Source organism: Streptomyces sp. NPDC017529 (assembly GCF_044329785.1).
Classification (GTDB): Bacteria; Actinomycetota; Actinomycetes; order Streptomycetales; family Streptomycetaceae; genus Streptomyces.
Map to the genome: position 1 here is coordinate 862,212 of NZ_JBIRJY010000001.1, position 21,711 is coordinate 883,922.

At 74.0% G+C, this 21,711-nt stretch carries 19 protein-coding genes; 8 read left to right on the forward strand and 11 right to left on the reverse strand.

Translation table 11 applies throughout. From position 1 onward, the window contains the following. Positions 1 to 118 precede the first annotated feature (118 nt). Both ACH4K4_RS03430 and ACH4K4_RS03435 read left to right on the forward strand, forming a co-directional pair. Positions 119 to 1,174 carry an NAD(P)-dependent alcohol dehydrogenase gene (locus ACH4K4_RS03430; protein ID WP_398164445.1) on the forward strand — a complete coding sequence of 352 codons (1,056 nt, stop codon included), beginning with the start codon at positions 119 to 121 and terminating at the stop codon, positions 1,172 to 1,174. Positions 1,175 to 1,450: 276 nt separating this feature from the next. Further along, complete coding sequence (locus ACH4K4_RS03435; RefSeq protein WP_073763653.1) at positions 1,451 to 1,654, forward strand: cold-shock protein; 204 nt, start codon at positions 1,451 to 1,453, stop codon at positions 1,652 to 1,654. A gap of 116 nt (positions 1,655 to 1,770) precedes the next feature. Here ACH4K4_RS03435 and ACH4K4_RS03440 read toward each other — a convergent pair whose 3' ends face one another. From ACH4K4_RS03440 to ACH4K4_RS03450, 3 genes are all read right to left on the reverse strand, one after another. After that, positions 1,771 to 3,036: an aspartate aminotransferase family protein gene (locus ACH4K4_RS03440; RefSeq protein ID WP_398164527.1), complete on the reverse strand. Its 1,266-nt coding sequence runs from the start codon at positions 3,034 to 3,036 to the stop codon at positions 1,771 to 1,773. Positions 3,037 to 3,110: 74 nt separating this feature from the next. Beyond that, positions 3,111 to 3,965, reverse strand: coding sequence for a nitrilase-related carbon-nitrogen hydrolase (locus tag ACH4K4_RS03445; protein ID WP_360124076.1), 855 nt, complete (start codon positions 3,963 to 3,965; stop codon positions 3,111 to 3,113). A gap of 114 nt (positions 3,966 to 4,079) precedes the next feature. Then, positions 4,080 to 5,216, reverse strand: coding sequence for a hypothetical protein (locus tag ACH4K4_RS03450; RefSeq protein WP_398164446.1), 1,137 nt, complete (start codon positions 5,214 to 5,216; stop codon positions 4,080 to 4,082). A gap of 207 nt (positions 5,217 to 5,423) precedes the next feature. Between ACH4K4_RS03450 and ACH4K4_RS03455 the strand changes: the two genes are divergently transcribed. Together ACH4K4_RS03455 and ACH4K4_RS03460 are read left to right on the forward strand one after the other, a co-directional pair. Continuing rightward, positions 5,424 to 6,959 carry an FAD-dependent oxidoreductase gene (locus ACH4K4_RS03455; protein WP_398164447.1) on the forward strand — a complete coding sequence of 512 codons (1,536 nt, stop codon included), beginning with the start codon at positions 5,424 to 5,426 and terminating at the stop codon, positions 6,957 to 6,959. A gap of 270 nt (positions 6,960 to 7,229) precedes the next feature. Then, positions 7,230 to 8,162, forward strand: coding sequence for an MBL fold metallo-hydrolase (locus tag ACH4K4_RS03460; protein ID WP_398164449.1), 933 nt, complete (start codon positions 7,230 to 7,232; stop codon positions 8,160 to 8,162). On the opposite strand, the gene ACH4K4_RS03465 is transcribed toward ACH4K4_RS03460, so the two are convergent. Beyond that, positions 8,144 to 8,944 carry a helix-turn-helix domain-containing protein gene (locus ACH4K4_RS03465; protein ID WP_398164450.1) on the reverse strand — a complete coding sequence of 267 codons (801 nt, stop codon included), beginning with the start codon at positions 8,942 to 8,944 and terminating at the stop codon, positions 8,144 to 8,146. The two genes, ACH4K4_RS03460 and ACH4K4_RS03465, sit on opposite strands and share 19 nt — an antisense overlap. 273 nt (positions 8,945 to 9,217) lie before the next feature. Here ACH4K4_RS03465 and fabG point away from each other — a divergent pair, with 273 nt between their 5' ends. After that, a complete protein-coding gene (gene fabG / locus ACH4K4_RS03470; protein WP_398164451.1) occupies positions 9,218 to 9,922 on the forward strand; it encodes a 3-oxoacyl-ACP reductase FabG in 705 nt (234 codons plus the stop codon). A gap of 210 nt (positions 9,923 to 10,132) precedes the next feature. Here the strand turns inward: fabG and ACH4K4_RS03475 are convergent, their stop codons facing one another. The 3 genes from ACH4K4_RS03475 to ggt form a co-directional block, all read right to left on the reverse strand. Then, positions 10,133 to 10,774: a TetR/AcrR family transcriptional regulator gene (locus ACH4K4_RS03475; protein WP_398164453.1), complete on the reverse strand. Its 642-nt coding sequence runs from the start codon at positions 10,772 to 10,774 to the stop codon at positions 10,133 to 10,135. After that, positions 10,771 to 12,312, reverse strand: a complete 1,542-nt coding sequence (locus ACH4K4_RS03480; protein WP_398164454.1) for an amidase — start codon at positions 12,310 to 12,312, stop codon at positions 10,771 to 10,773. The genes ACH4K4_RS03475 and ACH4K4_RS03480 overlap by 4 nt, the downstream gene beginning before the upstream one ends. Positions 12,313 to 12,391: 79 nt before the next feature. Next, positions 12,392 to 14,230 carry a gamma-glutamyltransferase gene (gene ggt / locus ACH4K4_RS03485; protein ID WP_398164455.1) on the reverse strand — a complete coding sequence of 613 codons (1,839 nt, stop codon included), beginning with the start codon at positions 14,228 to 14,230 and terminating at the stop codon, positions 12,392 to 12,394. Between the two features lie 251 nt (positions 14,231 to 14,481). Between ggt and ACH4K4_RS03490 the strand changes: the two genes are divergently transcribed. Continuing rightward, entirely contained in the window at positions 14,482 to 15,225 is a 744-nt protein-coding gene (locus ACH4K4_RS03490; RefSeq protein ID WP_398164457.1) for a hypothetical protein, read from the forward strand. Positions 15,226 to 15,234: 9 nt separating this feature from the next. Here the strand turns inward: ACH4K4_RS03490 and ACH4K4_RS03495 are convergent, their stop codons facing one another. Beyond that, on the reverse strand, positions 15,235 to 16,785 hold the full coding sequence (locus ACH4K4_RS03495) for a carboxylesterase/lipase family protein (protein WP_398164458.1): 1,551 nt from the start codon (positions 16,783 to 16,785) through the stop codon (positions 15,235 to 15,237). A gap of 214 nt (positions 16,786 to 16,999) precedes the next feature. Between ACH4K4_RS03495 and ACH4K4_RS03500 the strand changes: the two genes are divergently transcribed. Next, a complete protein-coding gene (locus ACH4K4_RS03500) occupies positions 17,000 to 17,401 on the forward strand; it encodes a DUF1992 domain-containing protein (RefSeq protein ID WP_398164459.1) in 402 nt (133 codons plus the stop codon). Positions 17,402 to 17,459: 58 nt separating this feature from the next. Here the strand turns inward: ACH4K4_RS03500 and ACH4K4_RS03505 are convergent, their stop codons facing one another. From ACH4K4_RS03505 to ACH4K4_RS03515, 3 genes are all read right to left on the reverse strand, one after another. After that, complete coding sequence (locus ACH4K4_RS03505; protein ID WP_398164461.1) at positions 17,460 to 19,721, reverse strand: FG-GAP repeat domain-containing protein; 2,262 nt, start codon at positions 19,719 to 19,721, stop codon at positions 17,460 to 17,462. Positions 19,722 to 19,909: 188 nt separating this feature from the next. After that, positions 19,910 to 20,563, reverse strand: a complete 654-nt coding sequence (locus ACH4K4_RS03510; protein WP_398164462.1) for a LysE family translocator — start codon at positions 20,561 to 20,563, stop codon at positions 19,910 to 19,912. Between the two features lie 61 nt (positions 20,564 to 20,624). Beyond that, positions 20,625 to 21,032, reverse strand: coding sequence for a hypothetical protein (locus ACH4K4_RS03515; RefSeq protein WP_398164464.1), 408 nt, complete (start codon positions 21,030 to 21,032; stop codon positions 20,625 to 20,627). Between the two features lie 178 nt (positions 21,033 to 21,210). Here ACH4K4_RS03515 and ACH4K4_RS03520 point away from each other — a divergent pair, with 178 nt between their 5' ends. Then, entirely contained in the window at positions 21,211 to 21,657 is a 447-nt protein-coding gene (locus ACH4K4_RS03520; protein WP_398164465.1) for an RrF2 family transcriptional regulator, read from the forward strand. Positions 21,658 to 21,711 lie beyond the last annotated feature (54 nt).

The window sequence follows — 21,711 nt, forward strand, 5'->3', positions numbered from 1 at the left end:
AGGGCCGCCGGGCGCCCGCGCCGTACACGCCAGGGTGGTCCCGGCAGTAGTAGGAACGCCGAGCGTAGGTTCGAGAGGGCACTGGTTGCCCCGGGCATATGGACCCACCCTGGACACCATGAAGCACACCTCTGTCCCCGCATACGCAGCACCCGCCCCCAAGGCTCCGCTGGAGCGCATTTCCATCGAGCGCCGGGAACCGGGCGCGCACGACATCCTCATCGACATCAAGTACGCGGGCATCTGCCACTCCGACATCCACACCGTGCGGGCGGAGTGGGGCGACGGCGGCCGGTTCCCCATCGTCCCCGGGCACGAGATCGCCGGCGTGGTCAGCGAGGTCGGCCCCGAGGTCACCCGGTACGCGGTCGGCGACCGGGTCGGCGTCGGCTGCTTCGTCGACTCCTGCCGCGAGTGCGAGAACTGCCTGGCCGGGCTGCAGCAGTACTGCACCGGCGAGCTGGGCCAGGTCGGCACGTACAACGCCGTCGGCCGTGACGGCCTGACCACCCAGGGCGGCTACTCCACCCACCTCGTCGTCGACGAGAACTACGCCCTGCGCATCCCGGACAGCCTCCCGCTGGACGCCGCCGCGCCGCTGCTGTGCGCCGGCATCACCCTCTACTCGCCGCTGGCGCGCTGGAAGGCCGGTCCCGGCAAGAAGGTCGCCGTGGTGGGCCTCGGCGGCCTCGGCCACATGGGCGTCAAGATCGCGCACGCGATGGGCGCGGAGGTCACCGTACTGAGCCAGTCGCTGCGCAAGCAGGAGGACGGCCTGCGGCTCGGCGCCGACCACTACCACGCCACCTCCGACCCGGAGACCTTCGAGAAGCTGGCGGACAGCTTCGACCTGATCGTCAACACGGTCTCCGCCAACCTCGACCTCAACGCCTACCTGGGCCTGCTGCGCACGGACGGCACCCTGGTCCAGCTCGGCGCGCCGGAGCACCCGCTGCCGATCGAGCCGTTCGCCCTGATCGGCAACCGCCGGTCCTTCGCCGGCTCGCTGATCGGCGGCCTCCAGGAGACGCAGGAGATGCTGGACTTCTGCGGCGAGCACGGGCTCGGCGCCGACATCGAGGTGATCAGCGCCGACCGCGTCAACGAGGCGTACGAGCGGGTACTCGCCAGCGACGTCCGCTACCGCTTCGTGATCGACGCCGCGACCATCTGACGGCGGCACGGCAGGGGCACACGGCCCCTGCCGCCCCGGGTGCCGCCACGTGGGCGACACCCGGGGAATCACCGTGGGTACTGTTCCGGCGACGCGTTCCGTGCTACCTTGAATTCAGTTGCAGTTTTGGTACCCATAAACGTTATGTGCGCCTGACGGTATGTGACCGTCGGGCGTATTTTGTTTCTGCCGGTCATATCCGGATGGGCTCAATTGCGGCGACCTGGAAACCGCGAAGTGCGGATTCCTCAACTGCCACGATCGAAGGATAAAGACATGGCAACCGGCACCGTGAAGTGGTTCAACTCCGAAAAGGGCTTCGGCTTCATCGAGCAGGACGGCGGCGGCGCCGACGTCTTCGCCCACTACTCGAACATCCAGGCCCAGGGCTTCCGCGAGCTGCAGGAAGGCCAGAAGGTCAGCTTCGACGTCACGCAGGGCCAGAAGGGCCCGCAGGCGGAGAACATCGTTCTCGCCTGATCGCCGACGCGATAGCGCACCGCATTACGGCGCGAGCCGGAACCGCCACCCGAAAGGGTGAGGTTCCGGCTCGCGTCGTTCTGTGCACGCTTCGTCCGCCGGACTTTCCCGGGCACTCAGGCGGACGTCAGCTGCCGCTCGGCCGCCCGCAGGGCCTCCGCGAGGAGCCCGGCGCCCGTCTCCGCCTCCTCGGCGGTCAGGGACAGCGGGGGCGCGACGCGCAGCGCGGCGCCCGACAGGCCGCCCTTGCCGACCAGCAGACCGCGCTCGCGGGCGGCCTCCACGACGAGGTTCGCCGCCTCCGGCGACGGCCGGTCGGTGCCCGGCCCGACCAGTTCGACGCCGATCATCAGGCCGCGCCCGCGCACCTCCCGCACGATCCCCAGCCCCGCGGCGACCGCCCGCAGCCGCTCGATGAGCAGGCCGCCGACGCGCCGGGCGTTGCCCTGGAGGTCGTGTTCGAGGAGGTACGTGAGGTTGGCCAGGCCGGCCGCCATGGTGACCGGGCTGCCGCCGAAGGTGGAGATGGAGTTGGCCGTGAGGCAGTTCATCACCTCGGCGCGGGCGACGACGCCGCCGACGGACATGCCGTTGCCGATCCCCTTGGCGAAGGTGAGCAGGTCGGGCGGGCCGTTGCCGGCGTGCGCCTGCCAGCCCCAGAAGTGGTCGCCGGTCCGGCCCCAGCCGGTCTGCACCTCGTCCGAGATCCACAGGATGCCGTGCCGGTCGAGCACCTCCCGGAAGGCCGCGTACAGGCCGTCGGGCGGTGCCGTGAAGCCGCCGACCCCCTGCACCGGCTCGGCGATCAGCGCCGCGACGCCCGCCGTCTGCCCGAGCATGTCCTCCAGGTCGGCGACGCAGGCGTCGATGTACGCGGCGTCGGACAGCCCGGCGTACGGGCCGCGGCTGCGCACGCCCCCGTGCACGTACAGGGTCTGGAGCGGCGACAGGCCGGTCGGCGACCAGCCGGCGTTGCCGGTGACGCCGACGGTGGAGAAGGACCGGCCGTGGTAGCTGTTGCGCATCGCCAGGACCTGGTTCGAGCGCCGGTACGCCGTGGCCAGCAGGAGCGCGGTGTCGTTCGCCTCCGTACCCGAGGTGGTGAAGAAGACCCGGGCGTCGGGGATGCCGGAGAGCCCGGCGATGCGCTCCGCCAGGTCGACCATGGGGCGGGAGAGGTAGAGCGTCGAGGTGTGCAGGATACGGCCCGCCTGCTCGGCGACGGCCTTGGTCACCTCGGGCAGCGCGTGGGCGGTCATGGTGGTCAGGATGCCGCCGAAGAAGTCCAGGTAGCGGTTGCCGTCCGCGTCCCAGACGTGGCGCCCCTCGCCGTGCGTCAGCTCGATGGGCCGTTCGTACAGCGGCGTGAGCCAGTCGGGCATGACGGCGCGGTGCCGGGCGCGCAGGCCCGCGGCCCCGGCGGCCGGCGCCGCAGGCGCGGGCCCGTTGCCCGCGGTCACGGCCGGACCAGCCCGTCGTACGCGTCGGGGCGGCGGTCCCGGTAGAAGGCCCACTGCTGCCGCACCTCGTCGATGAGGCCGAAGTCCAGGTCCCGTACGACCAGTTCCTCCTTGGTGTCGCTGGCGGTGCCGCCGACGAACTGCCCGCGCGGGTCGACGAAGTAGCTCGTCCCGTAGAAGTCGTTGTCGCCGTACTCCTCCACGCCGACCCGGTTGATCGCGGCGACGAAGTACTCGTTCGCCACCGCGGCGGCGGGCTGCTCCAGCTGCCACAGGTAGGCGGACAGGCCGCGGGAGGTGGCGGAGGGATTGTAGACCAGCTGGGCGCCGTTGAGGCCCAACTGCCGCCAGCCCTCGGGGAAGTGCCGGTCGTAACAGATGTAGACGCCGATCCGGCCGACGGCGGTGTCGAAGACCGGCCAGCCGAGGTTGCCCGGCTTGAAGTAGTACTTCTCCCAGAAGCCCTTGACCTGCGGGATGTGGTGCTTGCGGTAGGTGCCGAGCACGGTGCCGTCGGCGTCGATGACGGCGGCGGTGTTGTAGTAGAAGCCGGACTGCTCGACCTCGAACACCGGCACCACGATCACCATGCCGGTCTCGCGGGCGAGTTCCTGCATCCGGCGCGTGGTCGGCCCGTCGGGCACCGGCTCGGCCCAGCGGTAGTGCTCCGGCTCCTGGACCTGGCAGAAGTACGGGGCGTTGAAGACCTCTTGGAAGCCGATCACCTGCGCGCCCTGCGCGGCCGCCGCCCTGGCGTGTTCCTCGTGCTTCGCGATCATCGATTCGGTGTCGCCGGTCCAGGTGGCCTGGACCAGTGCGGCGCGTACGACGTTACGGACAACATCGGGCATGAGCTGCTCCTTCGTCGAGCCGTCGGCCAGCGGGCCAGGCGGATCTACGCGTGTGGAGGCGACCGTAGGCCCCGTGCGGCGGCGAGGCAAGACCATCTCCCCCGGCGGCGCGGGTCAGGTCCTGCTCCTGCCCGCGCGGGCGAAGCCGCCCGTACGCAGGGCGCGGGTGATGTCGCGGTGGCAGTGCGGCGAGACGCCGGCGGCCGCGTCGAGGAGCAGCGGAGCCAGTTCGTCCGGCGCGCTCGTGGTCACGGCCGCCGCCTCCTCGGGCGTACGGGCCCTGACCAGCGCGGCGAACAGTTCGCGGGCCTCGCCGGCGCGGCCGGCGCCGAGCAGCGCCAGCGCCGTCCGCGCCACTTCCCCGACGGGCCGGGCCACACCCTGGCGCAGCAGCCGCACGTTCTCGGCGGCGCGGCCGGCGGCGGCCAGCGCGTCGGCGGCCGCGGCGAGCCGGTCGGGCGGCAGGCACGCCACCTCCCACAGCAGCGTCGGCACCTCGGCCGCCAGGCCGGCCTGCTCCAACTCGGCTATCAGCACGGGCAGCTCGGCAGGCCGGCCGTGCGCGGCCGCGCACAACAGGGCGTGCGCCTCGCCGCCGCGCCCGGCCGCCCGCAGGCGGGCGAGGCGGCGGGGGCGCTCCGGCGTCCGCACCGCCCCCGCGTTCTCCGGCACCGCCGTGTCCACGCCGGGCCCGGCGGCCTCCGGGAACCGGTGGCGCACCTGCCTGCCCGCCAGCGCGTCGATACGGTCACGGAGTTCACGCGCCCGTGCCGCGGACCGCGCGTGGTCGTCGCGGGCCCAGGCCAGCTCGTCGGCCAGCCGCGCCGCCTCCGGGCCGCCGGCCGCGGCTCCGTCCCCGGCCGGCGCCCCCAGGGCGGCCCGCAGCTCCCGCTCGCGCAGCGCCGCGTACTGCCGTTCGCGCAGCATCGCGTCCAGTCGTTCCCCGAGGAGGGCCGGCGCGGCCGGACGGGCGTCGTACGCCGCGACCGCCGCCTCGTGGAGCCGGCGCGCCCGCGGCCCCGCGGTGCGTACGGCGTGTTCGCCGCGCAGGCCCGCGAGGTCGTGCAGCAGCGACTCCACCACGTCCCACGGAGGTACGTCGTCCCCGTCCAGGCAGGCCCGCAGCCCCTCGGGGTCACGGGCCGTGAAGACCCCGAACCAGCCCGCCGTCGCGTCGAGCATCCGCGTCAGCCCGCGCAGGAACCGCGCGAACTCCTCCACCGGCGTGCCCGGCCTTTCCGCTGTCGCCATGGTCCTCTCCCCTCCCCCGGCCCCCGTGCGTCCGCCCACCCCCACCTCACGCCCGGCGCGCATCCGGCACCAGCCGTGTTTCGGTCTCGATTACGGCCGCGCCACGGGCGCGTTCCGGGGGCCTGCGTACGAGACCGCCGCAGGCCCGTACGGGGGGCCGGGGCGCGGTCGCGCATCGCCCCGCGCCCGCGGGGCACCCGCTGTCGTATGACCGACAACGAAGGACCGCCCGCCCTGGACGAGTCGTACTGGATCGCCACCACACCAGGCACGTCCTACCCCCCGCTCACCGAGGACACCGACACCGACGTGACGGTGATCGGTGGCGGGATCGCCGGGCTGAGCACGGCCTGGGAGCTGGCCGGGACCGGCCGCCGGGTCACCCTGCTGGAGGCGGACCGGATCGCCGCCGGCGTCACCGGCTACACCACCGCCAAGCTCTCCGCGCTCCACACGCTGGTCTACGACCGGCTGCGCCGCACCCGCGGGCCCGAGGGCGCCCGCCACTACGCCCGGTCCCAGCAGGGGGCCGTCGAGCACGTCGCCGAGACCGCCGGCCGCCTCGGGATCGGCTGCGACCTGGAACGGGGCCCCGCCTTCACCTACGTACGCGACCCGGACGGCGCGGGGCAGCTGCGCGCGGAGGCGGAAGCCGCCCGCGCAGCCGGGCTGGCGGCCTCCTTCGTCACCGAGACCGGGCTGCCGTTCCCGGTGGCCGGCGCGGTACGGGTCGAGGACCAGGCCCAGTTCCACCCCCGCAAGTACCTGCTGGCGCTGGCGGAGGACTTCCGGTCCCGCGGTGGCGTGATCCACGAGCGCACCCGCGCCACCGGGCTGCACGAGGGCAGCCCCTGCCGGGTGACGGCCGAGTCGGGCGCCACCGTGACCTCTCGGGACGTCGTGGTCGCCACGCACTATCCGGTCTTCGACCGCGCCCTGCTGTTCACCCGTCTGTCGCCCCGCCGGGAGGTGGTGGTGGCCGCCCCGGTCGACGCCGGCCGCGACCCCGGCGGGATGTTCATCACGCAGGAGGAAGGCAAGCGGTCCGTGCGCACCGCGCCCTACGGCGACGGGCGCCGGCTGCTCATCGTCACGGGCGAGACGTTCACCCCGGGCACGGCCGACGCCGGCGAGAAGTTCGCACGGCTGACCGACTGGACACACCGGCACTTCCCGGGGACCGAGGTGGCGTACCGGTGGGCGGCCCAGGACAACGACGCCACCGACACCGTCCCCCTGATCGGCCCCTTCCACCCGGCCGCCCGCCACACCTATGTCGCGACCGGGTTCGGCGGCTGGGGCCTGAGCGGCGGCGTAGTGGCCGGAAGCCTGCTGACCGGGCTGATCGCCGGGGACCCGCCGCCGTGGGCCGGCCTCTACGACCCCCGCAGGCTGTGGAGCGCCGTACGCGAAGCCCCCGCCTTCCTCAAGCACCAGGCGCAAGTCGGCCGGCACTTCGTCGGCGACCGGCTGCGTACGACGCACGTCGACTCCGTGGCGGACATCGCGCCGGGAACCGGCGCCGTCGTACGGGTGAACGGGCGGCACCGCGCCGTCCACCGGGACGAGGACGGGACCACCCGGGCCGTGTCGGCGCGCTGCACCCACCTGGGCTGCCTGGTCGCCTTCAACGCGACGGAGAAGGCGTGGGAGTGCCCCTGCCACGGCTCCCGCTTCGCGCCGGACGGCTCGGTGCTCCAGGGCCCGGCCACCGAGGCGCTGGCACCGCGGGACCTCCCGTAGCCGGACCGGCCGACGAATTTCGGCCCTGATCGCGGCCGTCGCCGCGGCGCCGCGCCGCCGTTGCCGCCCGCCCGGGCCTGCCCGGGCCGTGGCCCGCGCGCCCTGGGGCGGCGCGGACAATCAGCCACCTCGCACTCGGAGCCGCTCGCGGGCGGCCAGTACATTGGCCCACTGCGGAGCAGGCGTGGCCGTTTTCGTTAGGGTTCACCGTCATGTCCGTATGCCGCGCCATCCGGCGGTTGCGGCGCTTCACTACAGAATGGACCCGTTTTGACCCCGCCCTGCCTCGTCCCGCTGTCCCCCGCCACCTGGGCGTGGACGCACGACAGCACCGCCTGGGGATACAGCAACTGCGGCCTCGTCGCCTCCGACGGCGAGGCGCTCCTGATGGACACCCAGTTCACCCTGGAGGGCACCCGCGAGCTGCTGGACGCGATCGCCGGCGCCGTGCCGGACGCGACGATCACCACCGTGGTCAACAGCCATCAGAACGGCGACCACACCTGGGGCAACGAACTGGTCGAGGGCGCGGAGATCATCACGTCCGCCGCGTCCGCCGCCCACCTGTGCCACGAGATGACCCCGGAGACGCTGTCGGCCCTGAGCCGCACCGAGCCCACGTCCGCGGTCACCGCCTACGCCGTCGAGCACTTCGGCGGTTTCGACTTCGGCGGCATCACCGTCACCGGGCCGACGCGCACCTTCACCGGCACCACGGAAATCACCGTCGGCCGCCGGACGGTGGAGCTTCTCGACCTCGGTGCCGCGCACAGCGCGGGCGACGTCGCCGCGCACGTGCCCGAGGACGGCGTGGTGTTCACCGGTGACGTCCTGTTCACCGGCGGCCACATGATCGTCTGGTCGGGTTCGCTGACGTCCTGCGTCGCGGCGTGCGACACGCTGCTGGCCACCGGGGCCACGACCTTCGTCCCCGGGCACGGAAAGGTCACCGACCGGGCGGGGGTGACCCGGTTCCGCGACGGTCTGTCCCGGGTCTTCGACGCGGCCACCGCGTACGCCCTGAGCGGCACCGAACTGGCCGACGCGGCCCGGCTGGTCAAGGCGGCCCACGCGGGCGGCCTGGCGCACCCGGAGCGGCTGTTCACCGCGGTCGCCGCCGCCTACCAGGAGGCGGGCGTGCGGGACGTGCCCTCCGGCACGTTGGAACTGGTCGAGGGGATGGCTCAGCTGGCCGCCGGATAGTCGGACGGCACCACCAGCATGAGCCGCTGCGTACGGTCGCCGAGCGGCGCGAAGCAGCGGAAAGTGACCTCGAACTCCTCGTCCCCGTGGCCCGGCAGGTACAGCCAGCGCCGGTCGCCGTCGGGGTGGGTGACCGTCGTCAGGTCGTCGTCGAGCAGCCGGGCCGCGCACCGGTCGCGTTCCCTGATCTCGGCGACGACCTCCGCCAGCCGGCGGTTCTCCGGCTGCTCGGCGGCGGCGAGCCGGAGCTGGGACGCCATCGGCTTGGCCCAGTCCTCTTCCCAGTTGATCAGCTGTAGGCGCGCTTCGGGGTAGGTCAGCGCCCAGATCATGACGTTGACGCCGTGCTTCATCCACGGCCAGTCCTTCTCGCACGCCGCGTTGTACAGGAGCACGTCCCAGGCCGAGTCGGAGAGGTACGCAGGCCAGGGCTGCACCTGGATGAGGGCCGTCGTCGACGGGTCCACGGTGCCGGACGGGCGGTACAGCGGCGGCGGCGCCTGCCCCCGCGCGTAGACGAACAGCGTGTGCCGCTGGGCCTCGTCGAGGTCGAGGATGCGCACGATGCGCTCCAGCCACTCCGTCTTCGGCTTCTCGATACGGCCGGATTCCAGCCTGCGGTACCAGCCTTCGGTGACGCCGGTGAGCGCCGCCATCTCGGCCTGGGTGATGCCGGTCCGGTCCCGGTGGCCGAAGGTGGCGGTGAAGCCCGGCACCTGGTGGGGGTCCCTCGGGCCGCGCCAGTCCCGCAGGAAGTCGCCGATCCGGCGCTTACTGGACATGTGCTCCCATACTCCCCTCGGTTCGGTAAAAGGATCGGAAAGATACTGGCGACTTTAGCGCCACTCCGCTACGCACCCGCACGCCGCCCTCGCCTCCCGTCTTGCCCGCAATTTCCATGAACACGGACAAACCCTCCGTCTTCCCCCCGCGAACCGACACACCGCCTACCGGAACTCCGAGTGCCGGTCACCCGGTGTCACCGCCGGCAGACGAGAACGATCAGTCGGCTTGTGCCACAGTGACTCACCCCGCCGAGCAACCGAGAGGCACCCATGAACCGCAGCGTCTTCGTCACCGGTGGCAACCGGGGCATCGGCCTGGCGATCGCCCGCGCCATGGCTGCCGACGGGGACAAGGTCGCCGTCACCTACCGCTCGGGCGAACCGCCCGCCGGGCTCCTCGCCGTACCGTGCGACATCACCGACCCGGAGCAGGTCGAGGACGCGTACCGGCGGATCGAGGAAGCGCACGGCCCGGTCGAGGTGCTGGTGGCCAATGCCGGCATCACCCGGGACGGCCTGCTGATGCGGATGTCCGAGGACGACTTCGGCGACGTCGTGAACACGAACCTGACCGCCGCCTACCGGCTGGCCAAGCGGGCCAGCCGCGGCATGCTGCGGGCCCGCAAGGGCCGCATGATCTTCATCGGCTCGACCGTCGGGCTGCGCGGCGAGGCGGGCCAGGCGAACTACGCCGCCGCCAAGGCCGGCCTGGTCGGTCTCGCCCGCTCCATCGCCCGCGAGCTGGGCTCGCGCAACATCACCGCCAATGTCGTCACGCCCGGCCTGACCAGGACCGACATGACCACGACACTCCCTGAGGAGCGCCTGGACGCCATGCTGGAGCAGATCCCGCTGGGCAAGGCGGCCGAGCCCGAGGACATCGCCGCCGCGGTGCGCTGGCTGGCGAGCGACGCGGCGTCGTACATCACCGGTGCCGTCATCCCGGTCGACGGCGGCGCGGGGATGGGCCACTAGACGCCGCGAAAACGGCCGCACCGCGCCTGGTTCCACGGGCGCGGACGCGCCCGCCGCCCCCATGACAGGGCAGTGCTGTGAACGCTTGGACGGGGGTCAGGCGCTCACGCACCCGGGGGCAGGAGGGGAGCCTGTGAGGCGCCGGTTCACCGGTGCCTCACAGGCGTATGGAGTGCGGGGAGGCCGCGTTCGCGGTCAGGGGCCGGCGCCTCACGGGGCACTTCGATGCGGTGCGGTCACGGCGGGACCGGCCAGGAGCAGCAGCGCGTCGACCAGGCCCTCGGCGGGCGACCCGGTGGCCAGGCGGCGTAGCTGCTGGCCCAGGACGAGGGCGACCACCGTACCGGCCAGCCGTTCGGCGTCCGCGACGCCCAGGGCCGTCAGGATGCGGGCCGCCAACCGGTCGTAGGCGGCGAACGCCTCGGCCGCCGCGGCCCGCAGCCGCTCGTCGCGCCCGGCCTGCACGTACAGTTCGAACGGCGCGATGTGCTCGCTGTCGAACGCGGTGCCGCCGGCGACCCGGCCGACCAGCGCCGCGGCCTCGCCCAGGCCGATCCGGTCGACCCGGCTGTCCTCGGCCAGCTCGGTGAAGCGCCGGGTCTCCTCGGCGACGAACCGCAGCAGGCTCTCGCGCAGCAGGTCGTGCTGGGTCGCGAAGTGGTACGTCACCGAGCCCGGCGAGACCCCGGCCTCCTTGGCGATGCGCCGGTTGGTGACGGCGGCGACGCCGTCCCGGCCGATGATGCGCAGTACGGCGCCGATGATGCAGCGGCGCGTGTCACCGGCGTGGCCCGGCGGGTGCGCGGCGCCGGGCTCCGGAGCCGGTCCCGGGTCCGCGCCGCCCGCCGTCACCGGCCCACCGCGTCCGGCCGTGCGTGGCCCGCGGCAGCGGCGGGGTCCGCCGGGACCGCCGGGCCGGGTCCGTTCGCCGACGAGGTCACCCGGGCCGCCGCGTCCGCCACGCCTTCCGGCCCCGACAGTCCTTCCGGCCACCGCTCGTGCCACCGCAGTTCCCCCTCCAGCTGGGCCGCCAGCGAGATCAGCAGCGGCTCCGAGTGGGCGGGGCCGAGGAGTTGCGCGCCCAGGGGCAGCCCTCCCCGGGTGAATCCGGCGGGCACGCTGACGCCAGGCCAGCCGAGGACGTTCCACGGCCAGGCGTACGGGCACGCGGCGATCATCGTCCGATCCGTCTGCCAGCCGTTCATCTTCGCGAGCGTGCCGACGCGCGGCGGCGGGGTGGCCGTCGTCGGCGTCAGCACCAGGTCGTACGCGTCGAACAGGGCTCCCACCCGCCGGCGCTGGCGGTGCTCGGTCGCCCGCGCCCCGCGCAGTACGCGCCCGCCGAGCAGCCGCCCCAGCCGCGCCGCCTCAAGGGTGCGCCGGTCCAGCAGGGCGCGGTCGGGCGCCCGCGCCACCCATTCGCGTACGCCCGTCGTCGCCCGCGGCACGAACGCGAGGCCGATCAGCCCGTAGTCCGGCTCGGCCTCCTCGACGTGGTGGCCGAGGCCCGCGAGCGTGCGGGCGAGGGCGGTGACGGCGGACCGCACCTCCGGGTGGAGCGGCTTGGGCGTGAAGGTGAAGGCGGGTTTCCAGGAGAGCGCGATACGCAGCCGCCCCGGGTCCCGGTCGGCCGCCTCGCGCGCCGCGACGGGAGGGGGCCGGTGCAGGTCGCCGTCGTGGTTGCCGGCGGCGGCGTCGAGCAGCAGCGCCGCGTCGCGGACCGTACGGGCCAACGGGCCCAGCACCGTGATGCCTTGGAAGGACTCCGGGTCGGGCCAGGTCGAGAGGCGGCCGCGCTGGGGCTTGATGCCGACGAGGTGGGTCCAGGCGGCGGGGATGCGGACCGATCCCGCGCCGTCCGTGCCGAGGGCGGCCGGTACGAGTCCGGCGGCGACGGCCGCGGCCGAGCCGCCCGACGAGCCGCCGGGTGTGTGGCCGGGGTTCCAGGGGTTGCGGGTGTCGCCGAACGCGGGGCCTTCGGTGAACGGCCACTGCCCCAGCTCGCAGGCGTTGGTCTTGCCGACGACGACCGCACCGGCCGCGCGCAGCCGCCGTACGACCTCGGCGTCCGCCGCCTTGGGCGGGAACTCCCCCGCGCACCCGAACGCGGTGGGCTCGCCCGCCACGTCGGTGTCGTCCTTGACCGCGACCGGCACGCCGAGCAGCGGCCGCCGCTCCCCCGCGGCCAGCCGCCGGTCGGCCGCGGCGGCCTCGGCGAGCGCGGCCTCGGCACGGACCCGCCGGAAGGCGTTGACCGTGCCCTGGGTGGCGTCGACGCGCTCCAGCGACCGCCGTACCAGCTCGGCCGAGGACACCTGTCCCGCCGCGAGGGCCGCGGCCTGCTCGGCCAGCCCTTCGTACTCCCTGGTGCCGTTGTCCCGTATGCCCATGGCTCCCCCTTGCCGGCACTGTTCGTTCGAACGGACAGTTCCGACGGTAACCGGGGAGGGCGCCCGCTTCAACGACGCGTCAGTGCCCGGGGCGTACGACCATCGCCGAGCCGCCACCGCGCCGCACCTTCTCCGCCGCCGCCAGCCAGCGGCCGCCGGGCAGGCGTTGCACGCCGGTCGCGGCGCCGATCTCCGGGTTGCGGGTGAACCGGTGGCCGATGGCTTCGAGTTGCGCGCGGACCGGGCTGTCCCACAGGCCGGGTTCCAGCTCGGTGGCGGCCGCGTTGCGCTGGCTGGCGCGCGGCGCCGCGATGGCGTCGACCAGCGGCATGCCGCGGTCCAGGTGGTTCAGCAGGCTCTGCAGCACCGTCGTGATGATCGTCGCGCCGCCGGGCGAGCCCAGCGCCACCACGGGGCGGCCGCCTTGCAGCACCACGGTCGGCGACATCGATGACCGCGGGCGCTTGCCGGGGCCCGGCAGGTTCGGGTCGTGCACGGCCGGGTTCGCCGGGGCGAAGGAGAAGTCCGTCAGCTCGTTGTTGAGCAGGAAGCCGCGGCCCGGTACGACGATGCCGCTGCCGCCGGTCTGCTCGATGGTGAGGGTGTAGGCGACGACGTTGCCCCACTTGTCGGCGACGGTCAGGTGGGTGGTGTTCTCCCCCTCGTACGTCGTCGGGGCGGCGCGGCCGCCGGCCCGGCAGGGCCGCGGGTGCCACGGGTCGCCGGGGGCCAGCGGGCTGGTGAGCACCGCGTCGTCCTTGATCAGGCAGGCCCGGGAGTCGGCGAAGCGCTGCGAGGTCAGGCCGCGGGTCGGCACGTCCTCGAACTCCGGGTCGCCGACCCAGCGCCCCCGGTCCGCGAAGGCGATACGGCTCGCCTCGATGTAGCGGTGCAGGTAGTCCTTCTCGCTCAGCTTCGACAGGTCGCGGTGCTCCAGGATGTTGAGCGCCTCGGCGATGCTGGTGCCGCCGGAGGAGGACGGCGCCATGCCGTACACGTCCAGGCCCCGGTACCGGGTCCTGGTGGGCGCCTGGCTCCGCACCTCGTACGCGCTCAGGTCCTTTTCCGTCAGGTCGCCAGGCCGTACCTTGCGCTCGGCGCCGGGGCGCACCGGCGGGTGCCGGACGGTCCGCAGGACGTCCTTGCCCAGCCGCCCGTGGTACAGCGCGCCGACGCCCTTGTCGCCCAGTTCCCTGTACGTGCGCGCCAGGTCGGGGTTCTTGAGGGTGGAGCCGACCACCGGGAGTTCGCCGCCGGGCAGGAAGAGGCGGGCGGACGCGGGGAAGTCGCGGAAGCGCGCCTCGTTTGCCGCGGTCTGCGCGCGGAAGGTCTCGTCGACCGTGAAGCCGTCGCGGGCCAGTTTCTCCGCGGGCTTGAGGAGTTCACGCAGCGAGCGGGTGCCCCACCGGTCCAGCGCGGTGTCCCAGGTGGCGGGCGTGCCCGGGGTCCCTACGGAGAGCCCGCTGGTGACCGCCTCGGCGGTGGGGATCGGCTTGCCGTTCTCCAGGAACAGCCCGCGGTCCGCGCTGAGCGGCGCGGTCTCGCGGCCGTCGAGGGTGCGTACGGTGCGGGACTTGGCGTCGTAGGAGACGAAGTAGCCGCCACCGCCGACTCCGGCCGAGTAGGGCTCGGTGACGCCGAGGGCGGCCGCCGTGGCGACCGCGGCGTCCACCGCGTTGCCGCCCTTGCGCAGCACCTCGATGCCGGCGGCCGAGGCGTCGGCGTCCACGCTGGCGACCGCGCCGCCGTAGCCGGTCGCCACGGGCACCTTCGGCGGGGTGGCGGCCCGGAGCCCGGCCGGAACGGCGCCGGGCGGCCGGGTGGCGGCCGGGGACTGGGCGGCGGCCGGAACCGCGGTCAGCGTGCCCGCGAGCGCGGCCACCACCCCCAGTACGGAAAGACGTCGGGCAGGTGTCATGCGGCGTTTCCTCCTGGCCTGTTCGGGCGGCAGGGGCCGGAGCCTACCTGCGTGATCACGGGGGCGACAGGGGGCGCGAGGGAGGGGCGCGAAAGGGGCGCGAACAGCCCTGTGGCACGCGGGTACGCAACCGGCCCGTGCCGCCGCATAGCGGGCGGCGCTCCCCATGCCCGGACGGACCAGGGCAAGGCAGCCCAGCCGCCCGCCCCGCGTTCGAACACACACCCGGGCTGCCGCTACGCTCCCCCGCCATGGACGACACCCTGCTGCTCCTGACCGTGGCCGCGGCCGCCCTGCTCGTGGGCGCCGCGGCCGGCTGGGCCGCGCTGTCCGCGGTGGCGCGCCGCAAGCTGGCCCGCGAGCAGAGCTTCTTCGGGCTGCCGGACGGCTCGGAATGCGTGCTGGTCACCCACCGGGACAGCACGTCGGCCCACTGGAGCATCCCGCGCCACGACGCGCTGGCCCTGCTCGGGCTGGCGTCGGTGGTGGAGAACTGCGGGGCGCACGCCGAGGTCGCGCCGCACGACACCGGGCTCCAGGGCTTCGGCGCCCGCACCGAGTTCTGCGTCGGCGACCCGACCGCGCACCGGCGTCTCGCGGCCCACATGGCGAACCTGCTGCCGGGGGTCGCCGTGCACCCGGGCGACGAGCGGGGCATCGGACGCGGCACGTTCGCCGTCGGCGGCTCCACGTACCGGCTGGAGCCCGGCGCCGTGGAGTACGTCCTGCTGGCCCGGCTGACCGCCGTCGAGAGCGGCCGGCCGGTTTTCCTCGCGGCCGGTCAGCGCCCGGTCACGCACCGGGCCGCGGTGCGGCACCTGGTGCGCAACCGGGCCAGGCTGGCCCGCAAGTACGGCGCGGACGGGCAGTTCTGCCTGCTGCTCAAGGTGGTCAACTCGCAGGCGTACGGGCCCGACGTGGTGGAGCTGGTCGCGGACGTGACCAAGTCGGCGACGGTGCCGGCCGAGCCGAAGGGGCACCGCGCCGGCGCCTGAACCCCGCCGTCAGCCGAAGTACATCACCTCGGGCGCCGGGCCGCGGGAGTATGGCCGCCACGGTTCCAGGCCCGGCCCGTTCGGGGCGCCGGTGGCGACGAAGGCACCGAGCGCGCCGCCGAACGCCCGCGCCAGGCGGTCCGCCTCCGGCCCCGGGCGGCCGAGCATGGGGCTGTCCCGGTACGCGTCGAACGTCCCGAAGAGGAAGGGCAGTTCCGAGCAGTGGGTGGCGCCCAGGGCGGCATCGCCGCCGTCCGGGCCGCGGTCGAAGCGGTAGACGTACGCGGGCGTGCCCTGCGCCGCGCGGCGCTCCGCGAGGCGGGTGGCGCCGTCCCGGAACATCCAGCCGGTGGCCGCCTCGGTGAGCAGCACGGCGGGCGGCGCGTCCGGCCGCAGCCGCGCCAGGTCGTCGTACGTACGCGCCGCCTCGCCGGTGCCGCCGGTACCGAACTCGCCGGCGGACACCTCGCGCATGACCCGGAGGACGTCGTCCCGGGTGAACCCGCCGACCCGCTCGTCGAAGGCCAGGAACGCGGTCATCTCGTCCCGCACCGTGCCGATCAGCAGCCGAGCGCTCCCCAACGCGCCGCCGGCCACCGCCTCCTGGGGCGCCACCGGCAGCCCGTATCCGCCGCGCACCGGATACATGGGCGGCCCGATCCGGCCCGGGCGCGCACGGCCCGCCGACAGCCGGGCGTACGCGTCGAGCAGCCGCTCCACCGGCAGCCCGCGCAACTCCTCCAGCAGTTCGTCCTCGTGGCCGGGCCCGGTCACGCGGTCCGGCACTCCCAGCAGCCCCAGGAACTCCGCCGCGATCCCGGCCGCGTCGGCCGGGTCCTGGGGCGGCAGGCCCCACGGCCCGCTCTGCGCGACGACCCGGCGCACCAGCCCGCGGGTCTGCGGCGCGACCGCGAGAGCCAGGGCGGCGTACGCGCCCGCCGACTGCCCGCCGACCGTGACCCGGGCGGGGTCGCCGCCGAAAGCGGCGATGTTGGCGTGCACCCAGCGCAGCGCGGCCGCCTGGTCCCGCAAGCCGAGGTTGTCGGCGCCCGCCTCCGGGAGGTGGAGGTACCCCAGCGGCCCCAAGCGGTAGTTGGCGGTGACGACGACGATGCCCGCGAGCGCGGCGAGCCGTGCGCCGTCGTACCAGTCCCAGCCGCCCGAGCCGCTGGAGAAGCCGCCGCCGTGCAGCCACACCAGCACGGGCAGACCTGCGCCGGGCTCCCCCGCCGGGCTCCAGACGTTGAGGTTGAGGCAGCCCTCCTCGTTCCAGTCGGGGGTACGCGGGCCCATGACGCGCTCCAGGCGGGAGGGGCCCTGCGGCACGGCGGGCCCGGGGCGCGCGGCGTCCCTGACACCGGACCAGCCCTCGTGCGGGCGCGGCGGCGCGAAGCGCAGGCCGCCGACCGGGGAGGCGGCGTACGGAAGGCCGCGGAAGGCCACGACCGGCGGCGCGCCCGCCCCGGCGCTCCCCACGCCGCCACCCGCCGGGTCCGGCACCCCGCGCACCAGGCCCCGCTCCGTCTCCACGGCCCGCCACCACTCGCCCACTGCGGCCATGTCCAGCCCTTCCGTCAGGTTCGGCCCCCGCGCACGCGTCCGTTCTACGCGACACCGGGCCGCTTTCGCACACGCCGCGGCCGCGAGCCCCGGCCCGCGGCCGCCCGGCTGTGCCGACGCCACCGGAAATCTTGGTGTGGTACTCCTGTACCAACGGCTCCGGTGCGCCGGGGCCCAGGGTGAACGGCCACAACACACCCCAGGGAGCCCGGTGATGACCGAGCGCAAGCCCCCCGGCGTCGGTTTCGAGACCTGGACCGACCGGCAGATCCGCGAGGCCACGGAGCGCGGCGACTTCGCCGGCCTGCCCGGCTTCGGCAAACCGCTGTCCGGCCTGGACAAGCCGTACGACGACATGTGGTGGGTCAAGGAGAAGATGAGCCGGGAGAAGCTCTCCTTCCTGCCGCCCGCCCTGGCGCTGCGCAAGGAGGCGGAGGAGGCCCTCGAAGCCGCGGCCCGTGCCCCGTCGGAGCGGGCGGTGCGCCGGATCGTCGGCGAGATCAACACCAAGATCCAGGAGGCGGTCCGGCAGCCGCCTCCCGGCCCGCCGCTCAACCTGGAGCCGCTGGACGTGGAGCGCGTGGTGGACGAGTGGCGCGAGCGGCGCGGGCAGTAGGCGGGCCGCCCGGAAAACGGGAGGCGGGGCCGGCGCGCGCCGGCCCCGCCCGCCGGGCTCAGACGACCGAGTGCGCGAACGTGGTCGTGATGCCGGTGGCCTCGCGCGGGGCGAACGGGGCCCGCCAGTCGCCGGTGCCGCGGTAGACGTACGTCGTGTCGTCCCGGTTGGTGACCAGGAGGTCGGCCTTGCCGTCACCGTCGGTGTCGCCGAAGCCGATCAGCTGCCGGTAGGCGTTCCAGCCCGCGCCGATCTTCACGCGGTCCGCGAACGTGCCGTCGCCGTAGCCCAGGTACAGCCACAGCACGCCGTTCGGGTCGCGCGCCACCAGGTCGCCGCCGGAGGCGCCGGCCACGTCGCCGACCGAGGTGATCTCGTTGTACATGTTCCAGCCGGTGCCGGCCTTCACCCGCGGGGCGAACGGGGCCCGCCAGTCGCCCGTGCCCTTGTAGAACCAGAGCACGCCGGCGGTGTCGCGGGCCAGCAGGTCGCCGCGGCCGTCGCCGTCGATGTCCCCGCCGCCCGTGATCCGGTCGTACATGTTCCAGCCCTTGCCGATCCTGGCGCGGGCGGCGAAGGTGCCGTCGCCCTTGCCCAGGTACAGCCACAGCACCCCGTCCTTGTCGCGCGCCACCACGTCGCCGGCCGACGCGCCGGCCACGTTTCCGACGGCGGTGACCTCGTTGTAGATGTCCCAGCCCGAGCCGATGCTCTCGAAGCCGTAGCTGTTGAACTTCCTGGTCTCCGGGTCGCGGAAGGTGTCCTTGCGCCACAGCGTGCCCGAGCTGTCGCGCAGCACCAGGTCCGGCGTGCCGTTGTCGGTGTAGTCGTGCGGTGCGGGCTTGCGCGCCACCTTGAAGGTGCCGCTCTTCTCCAGGGACGGGCCCACGCCGTTGAGCGGCTTGGCGGTGAACGTCCAGGTGTAGTCGCCGTTGGGGGCGGCCGGCTTGTCCATGAAGCCGTCGAGCTGGCCGTTCCAGGAGAAGTCGACCCAGCCGGGGCCGCTGCTGTCCGGGCCCTCCGCCTGCTCGGGGCGCAGGGTGTACGTGTCCTCGGTGCCGGTCGCCCGGTGCCGCAGGGTGACGGTCACCTCGACGTTGCGGCGCGACAGGCGCCAGCGCGGCTGCCACCGGCCCTTGTCCAGGTCGGCCACGGCCGGGACCCGCGCGTCGGTGAGCGTGACCTTCGTCGGCTCGCCGGAGCTCGCGATCAGCTTCGCGACCGGCGCGCCGTCGGCCCCGGGCGAGATCCGGTACAGGCCCTCGCCGTGTTCCACGGTGCCGCCCATCGCCAGCAGGGCGCCGTCGGGCGTGGGGGTGAGGGAACTGAAGTGGTCGATGACCCTGCGTTCCGCGCCGCCGCCGACCGGCATGGCGCGCACGGAGATGTCCTTCTCGTACGAGCCGTCGGAGGCCGCCCGCTTCGGTCCGTACACCGCCCAGTCGCCGACCAGCCCCACTTCCGGGGTCGTGACGTCGTGCAGTTCCGTGCTCCGGCGCCCGCCGTCACCGTCGCCGTCGAGCCGCACCGTCTGCAGGTCGGCACGGAGGTCGGACATGAACATCGTGCCGCTCACCGCGAAGTTCTTGCCGGACACGGCGGCACCGGCGGTGTAACCGTTCGTCAGCCTGCGGTCGGTGTGGACCTTGCCCGTGGCCAGGTCGACCGCCACGTAGTAGTAGATCTCGCCGACCTGCCGGCAGCGCATCACGGCCGCGCCCGGGCCGCCCGCCACCAGGTGGTAGCCCTGCGCGTCGGGCAGGCCGGTGACCACCCGGTCGGTCACCTTCTCCCCCTCGGGGGTCAGCAGGTGTACCTCTTCGTCCTTCTGGTCCTTGCCGACCCTCTTGTACGCGAACACCGAGGAACCCACGGTGCCCATGTAGTAGTAGCCGTACGAGGCGAGGTCGACGACCGTGGACTTGCCCGTGGCCATGTCCCGCAGGGTGAGCTTCTTGACGCCGGTGCCCATGACCGGGTCGTCGCCGAGCGCGACGACGTCGGACGCCATGCCGTACTCCGTCGCGTACCCGTACTTGGAGTCGCTGTGGGCCAGCTTCGAAGTGACGCCGTCCGCGTAACGCGTCCAGAGCACGGCCCCCTGCGGGTCCACGGAGAGGTAACCGGTGGTGCCCGCGCTCACGATCTGGGAGCCCGCAGCGATCTTCGCCGCCGGGGTGGCCGGTGCGGCGGCCGCAGTGGTTGCCGGCGGGGCGGCGAAGGCGGGTGCGGCGAGCGGTCCGGCGGTGACGGCCAGGCCGACTGCGACGGCTCCGGCCAGCAGCCGTGCGGACCGTCTCGGTATCGGGGAAAGAGTCATCTGCCCTCCTGGCAACGCACTGAACAGCCGGAGAGCGGCCAGGGGCACGATTCCCCCCGGGCCGAAGGAAACCGTGTGCCCCCCGCTGGTGATCTACCCAAATCCTACCAACATGCCCTTTACCCAGATCACATCCCCCCTGGTCACAGGGGGGACGCGGGCGCCGCACGCCCGGCGGTGACGCCCGCTCACCGCTGTTCCGTGGCGAGCCATCCCGCGAGCCCCAGCATCCCGAGCCCCGTTGCCGCGTCCAGCCGCCCGCGTACGCGCCGGGTGATGCCCAGGGCCTTCAGGCGGCCGCCCAGCCCCGCGTAACCGCAGGCGCAGCAGAACTCGACGACGATGTAGGCAGCCCCCAGGGCGAGCAGCGGGAGGACGACGTGCGACGCGCCGCGGGAGAGGAACTGCGGCAGGAACACGGTGAAGAGGACGAGCGCCTTCGGGTTGGCGGCCGCGACGACGAACTCCTGCCACGCCAACCGCCGCGCGGACACGCCCGGTCGGCGCGCCTCCCGGGGCGGCCCGCTCCCGGCCTCTTGCCGCGCGGGGCGCCGCCCCGCCGTGGCCACCGTACGCACTCCCAGCCACGCCAGGTACGCCACCCCGCCCCACTTGACGACGTTGAACGCCACCTCGGAAGCGGTCAGCACCGCCCCCAGCCCGGCCGCCACCGCCGCCACCATCAGCGCGAACGCGCCGAACCTGCCCAACGAGGCGCCGACGGCCGCCCGCGGGCCGTGCCGCAGGCCGTTGCGCAGCGCCAGCAGCTGGTTGGCCCCGGGAGTGGCGGCCAGCAATACGGCCGCCGGGAAGAACGCGGCCCACTCGACGTCCGTCATCATGCGTTCACGCCTATCCCGTAACGCACGGGACGGCGCGGAACAGGTGCCGGACGCCGGGCCCTCAGGGGTGCAGCGCCTCGCGCACCCGGTGGCAGGCGTCGATCGCGCGGGTCGTGGCCTGGGTGCACAGCCGGCAGTGCTCGTGGTGGCCCGCGTGGGCCCGGCACAGGTTGTTGCTGCGTTCACAGGCGATCACGCACGCGTCGAGCTGCGCGGCCAGCAGGCGGCCCTCACCGCCGCCGTCCCGCAGCAGCAGGCGCAGCGTCGTCCCGGTGACGTCGTGGCAGTCCAGGTCGGCGCGGACGGCCTCCCGCAGCCGGTCGGCGTCGTCGGCGGCGAGCATGCCCGTCGCGCAGGCGAGGACGGCCTTCTCGCAGTCGGCGAGGGCGTCGGCGGCCGGTGCCAGCACGTCGCCGGCGAGCCTGGCCTTGGTGGTGATGCTGTCGAAGAGCGCGTGGGTCTGGAGCATGACGGTCTCCGAGGTGCGGGTGTCTTTTCGCTGGACGTGGTGCCTTTTCGCCGAACGTACTGCCGCCCGCCGCGGCAGGACACCCCCGCGGCGGAGCACGTGCGAACCCGTCACGGCAGCCGCCCGTCCGGCCCGCCCCAAATTGGCATCCCAAAATCCAATTCAGTACGGTGTGGGTGTGCGACTGACGAAGAGCACCGACATCGCCCTGCGGATCGCCATGCGTCTCGCGGTCCTCGGTGACCGGGACCAGGCGCCGACCACGCGGGAGGTGGCCGGCGCCGTCCAGGTGCCGTACACGCACGCCGCCAAGGTGGTGAGCAGACTCCAGCACCTCGGCGTCGTCGAGGCGCGGCGCGGCCGCAACGGCGGCCTGTCGCTGACCGAGGCGGGCCGTACCGGCTCCCTGGGCCACCTGGTCCGCGAGCTGGAGGGGGTCGGCGACGTGGTGGGGTGCGAGGACGATCCGCCCTGCCCGCTGCGCGCGGCCTGCCGGCTGCGCGGCGCGCTGCGTGCCGCGCAGGAGGCGTTCTTCGCTTCGCTCGACCCGCTGTCCATCGAGGACCTGGTGGGTGCGCCGACCGGCCCCCTGCTGCTCGGCCTGACTCCCCGCCCGGAGGGCTGACCGGCCCTACCGCACACCCCCGCCCCGGCCCGTACGCTTGCGGCGAAATGCGAA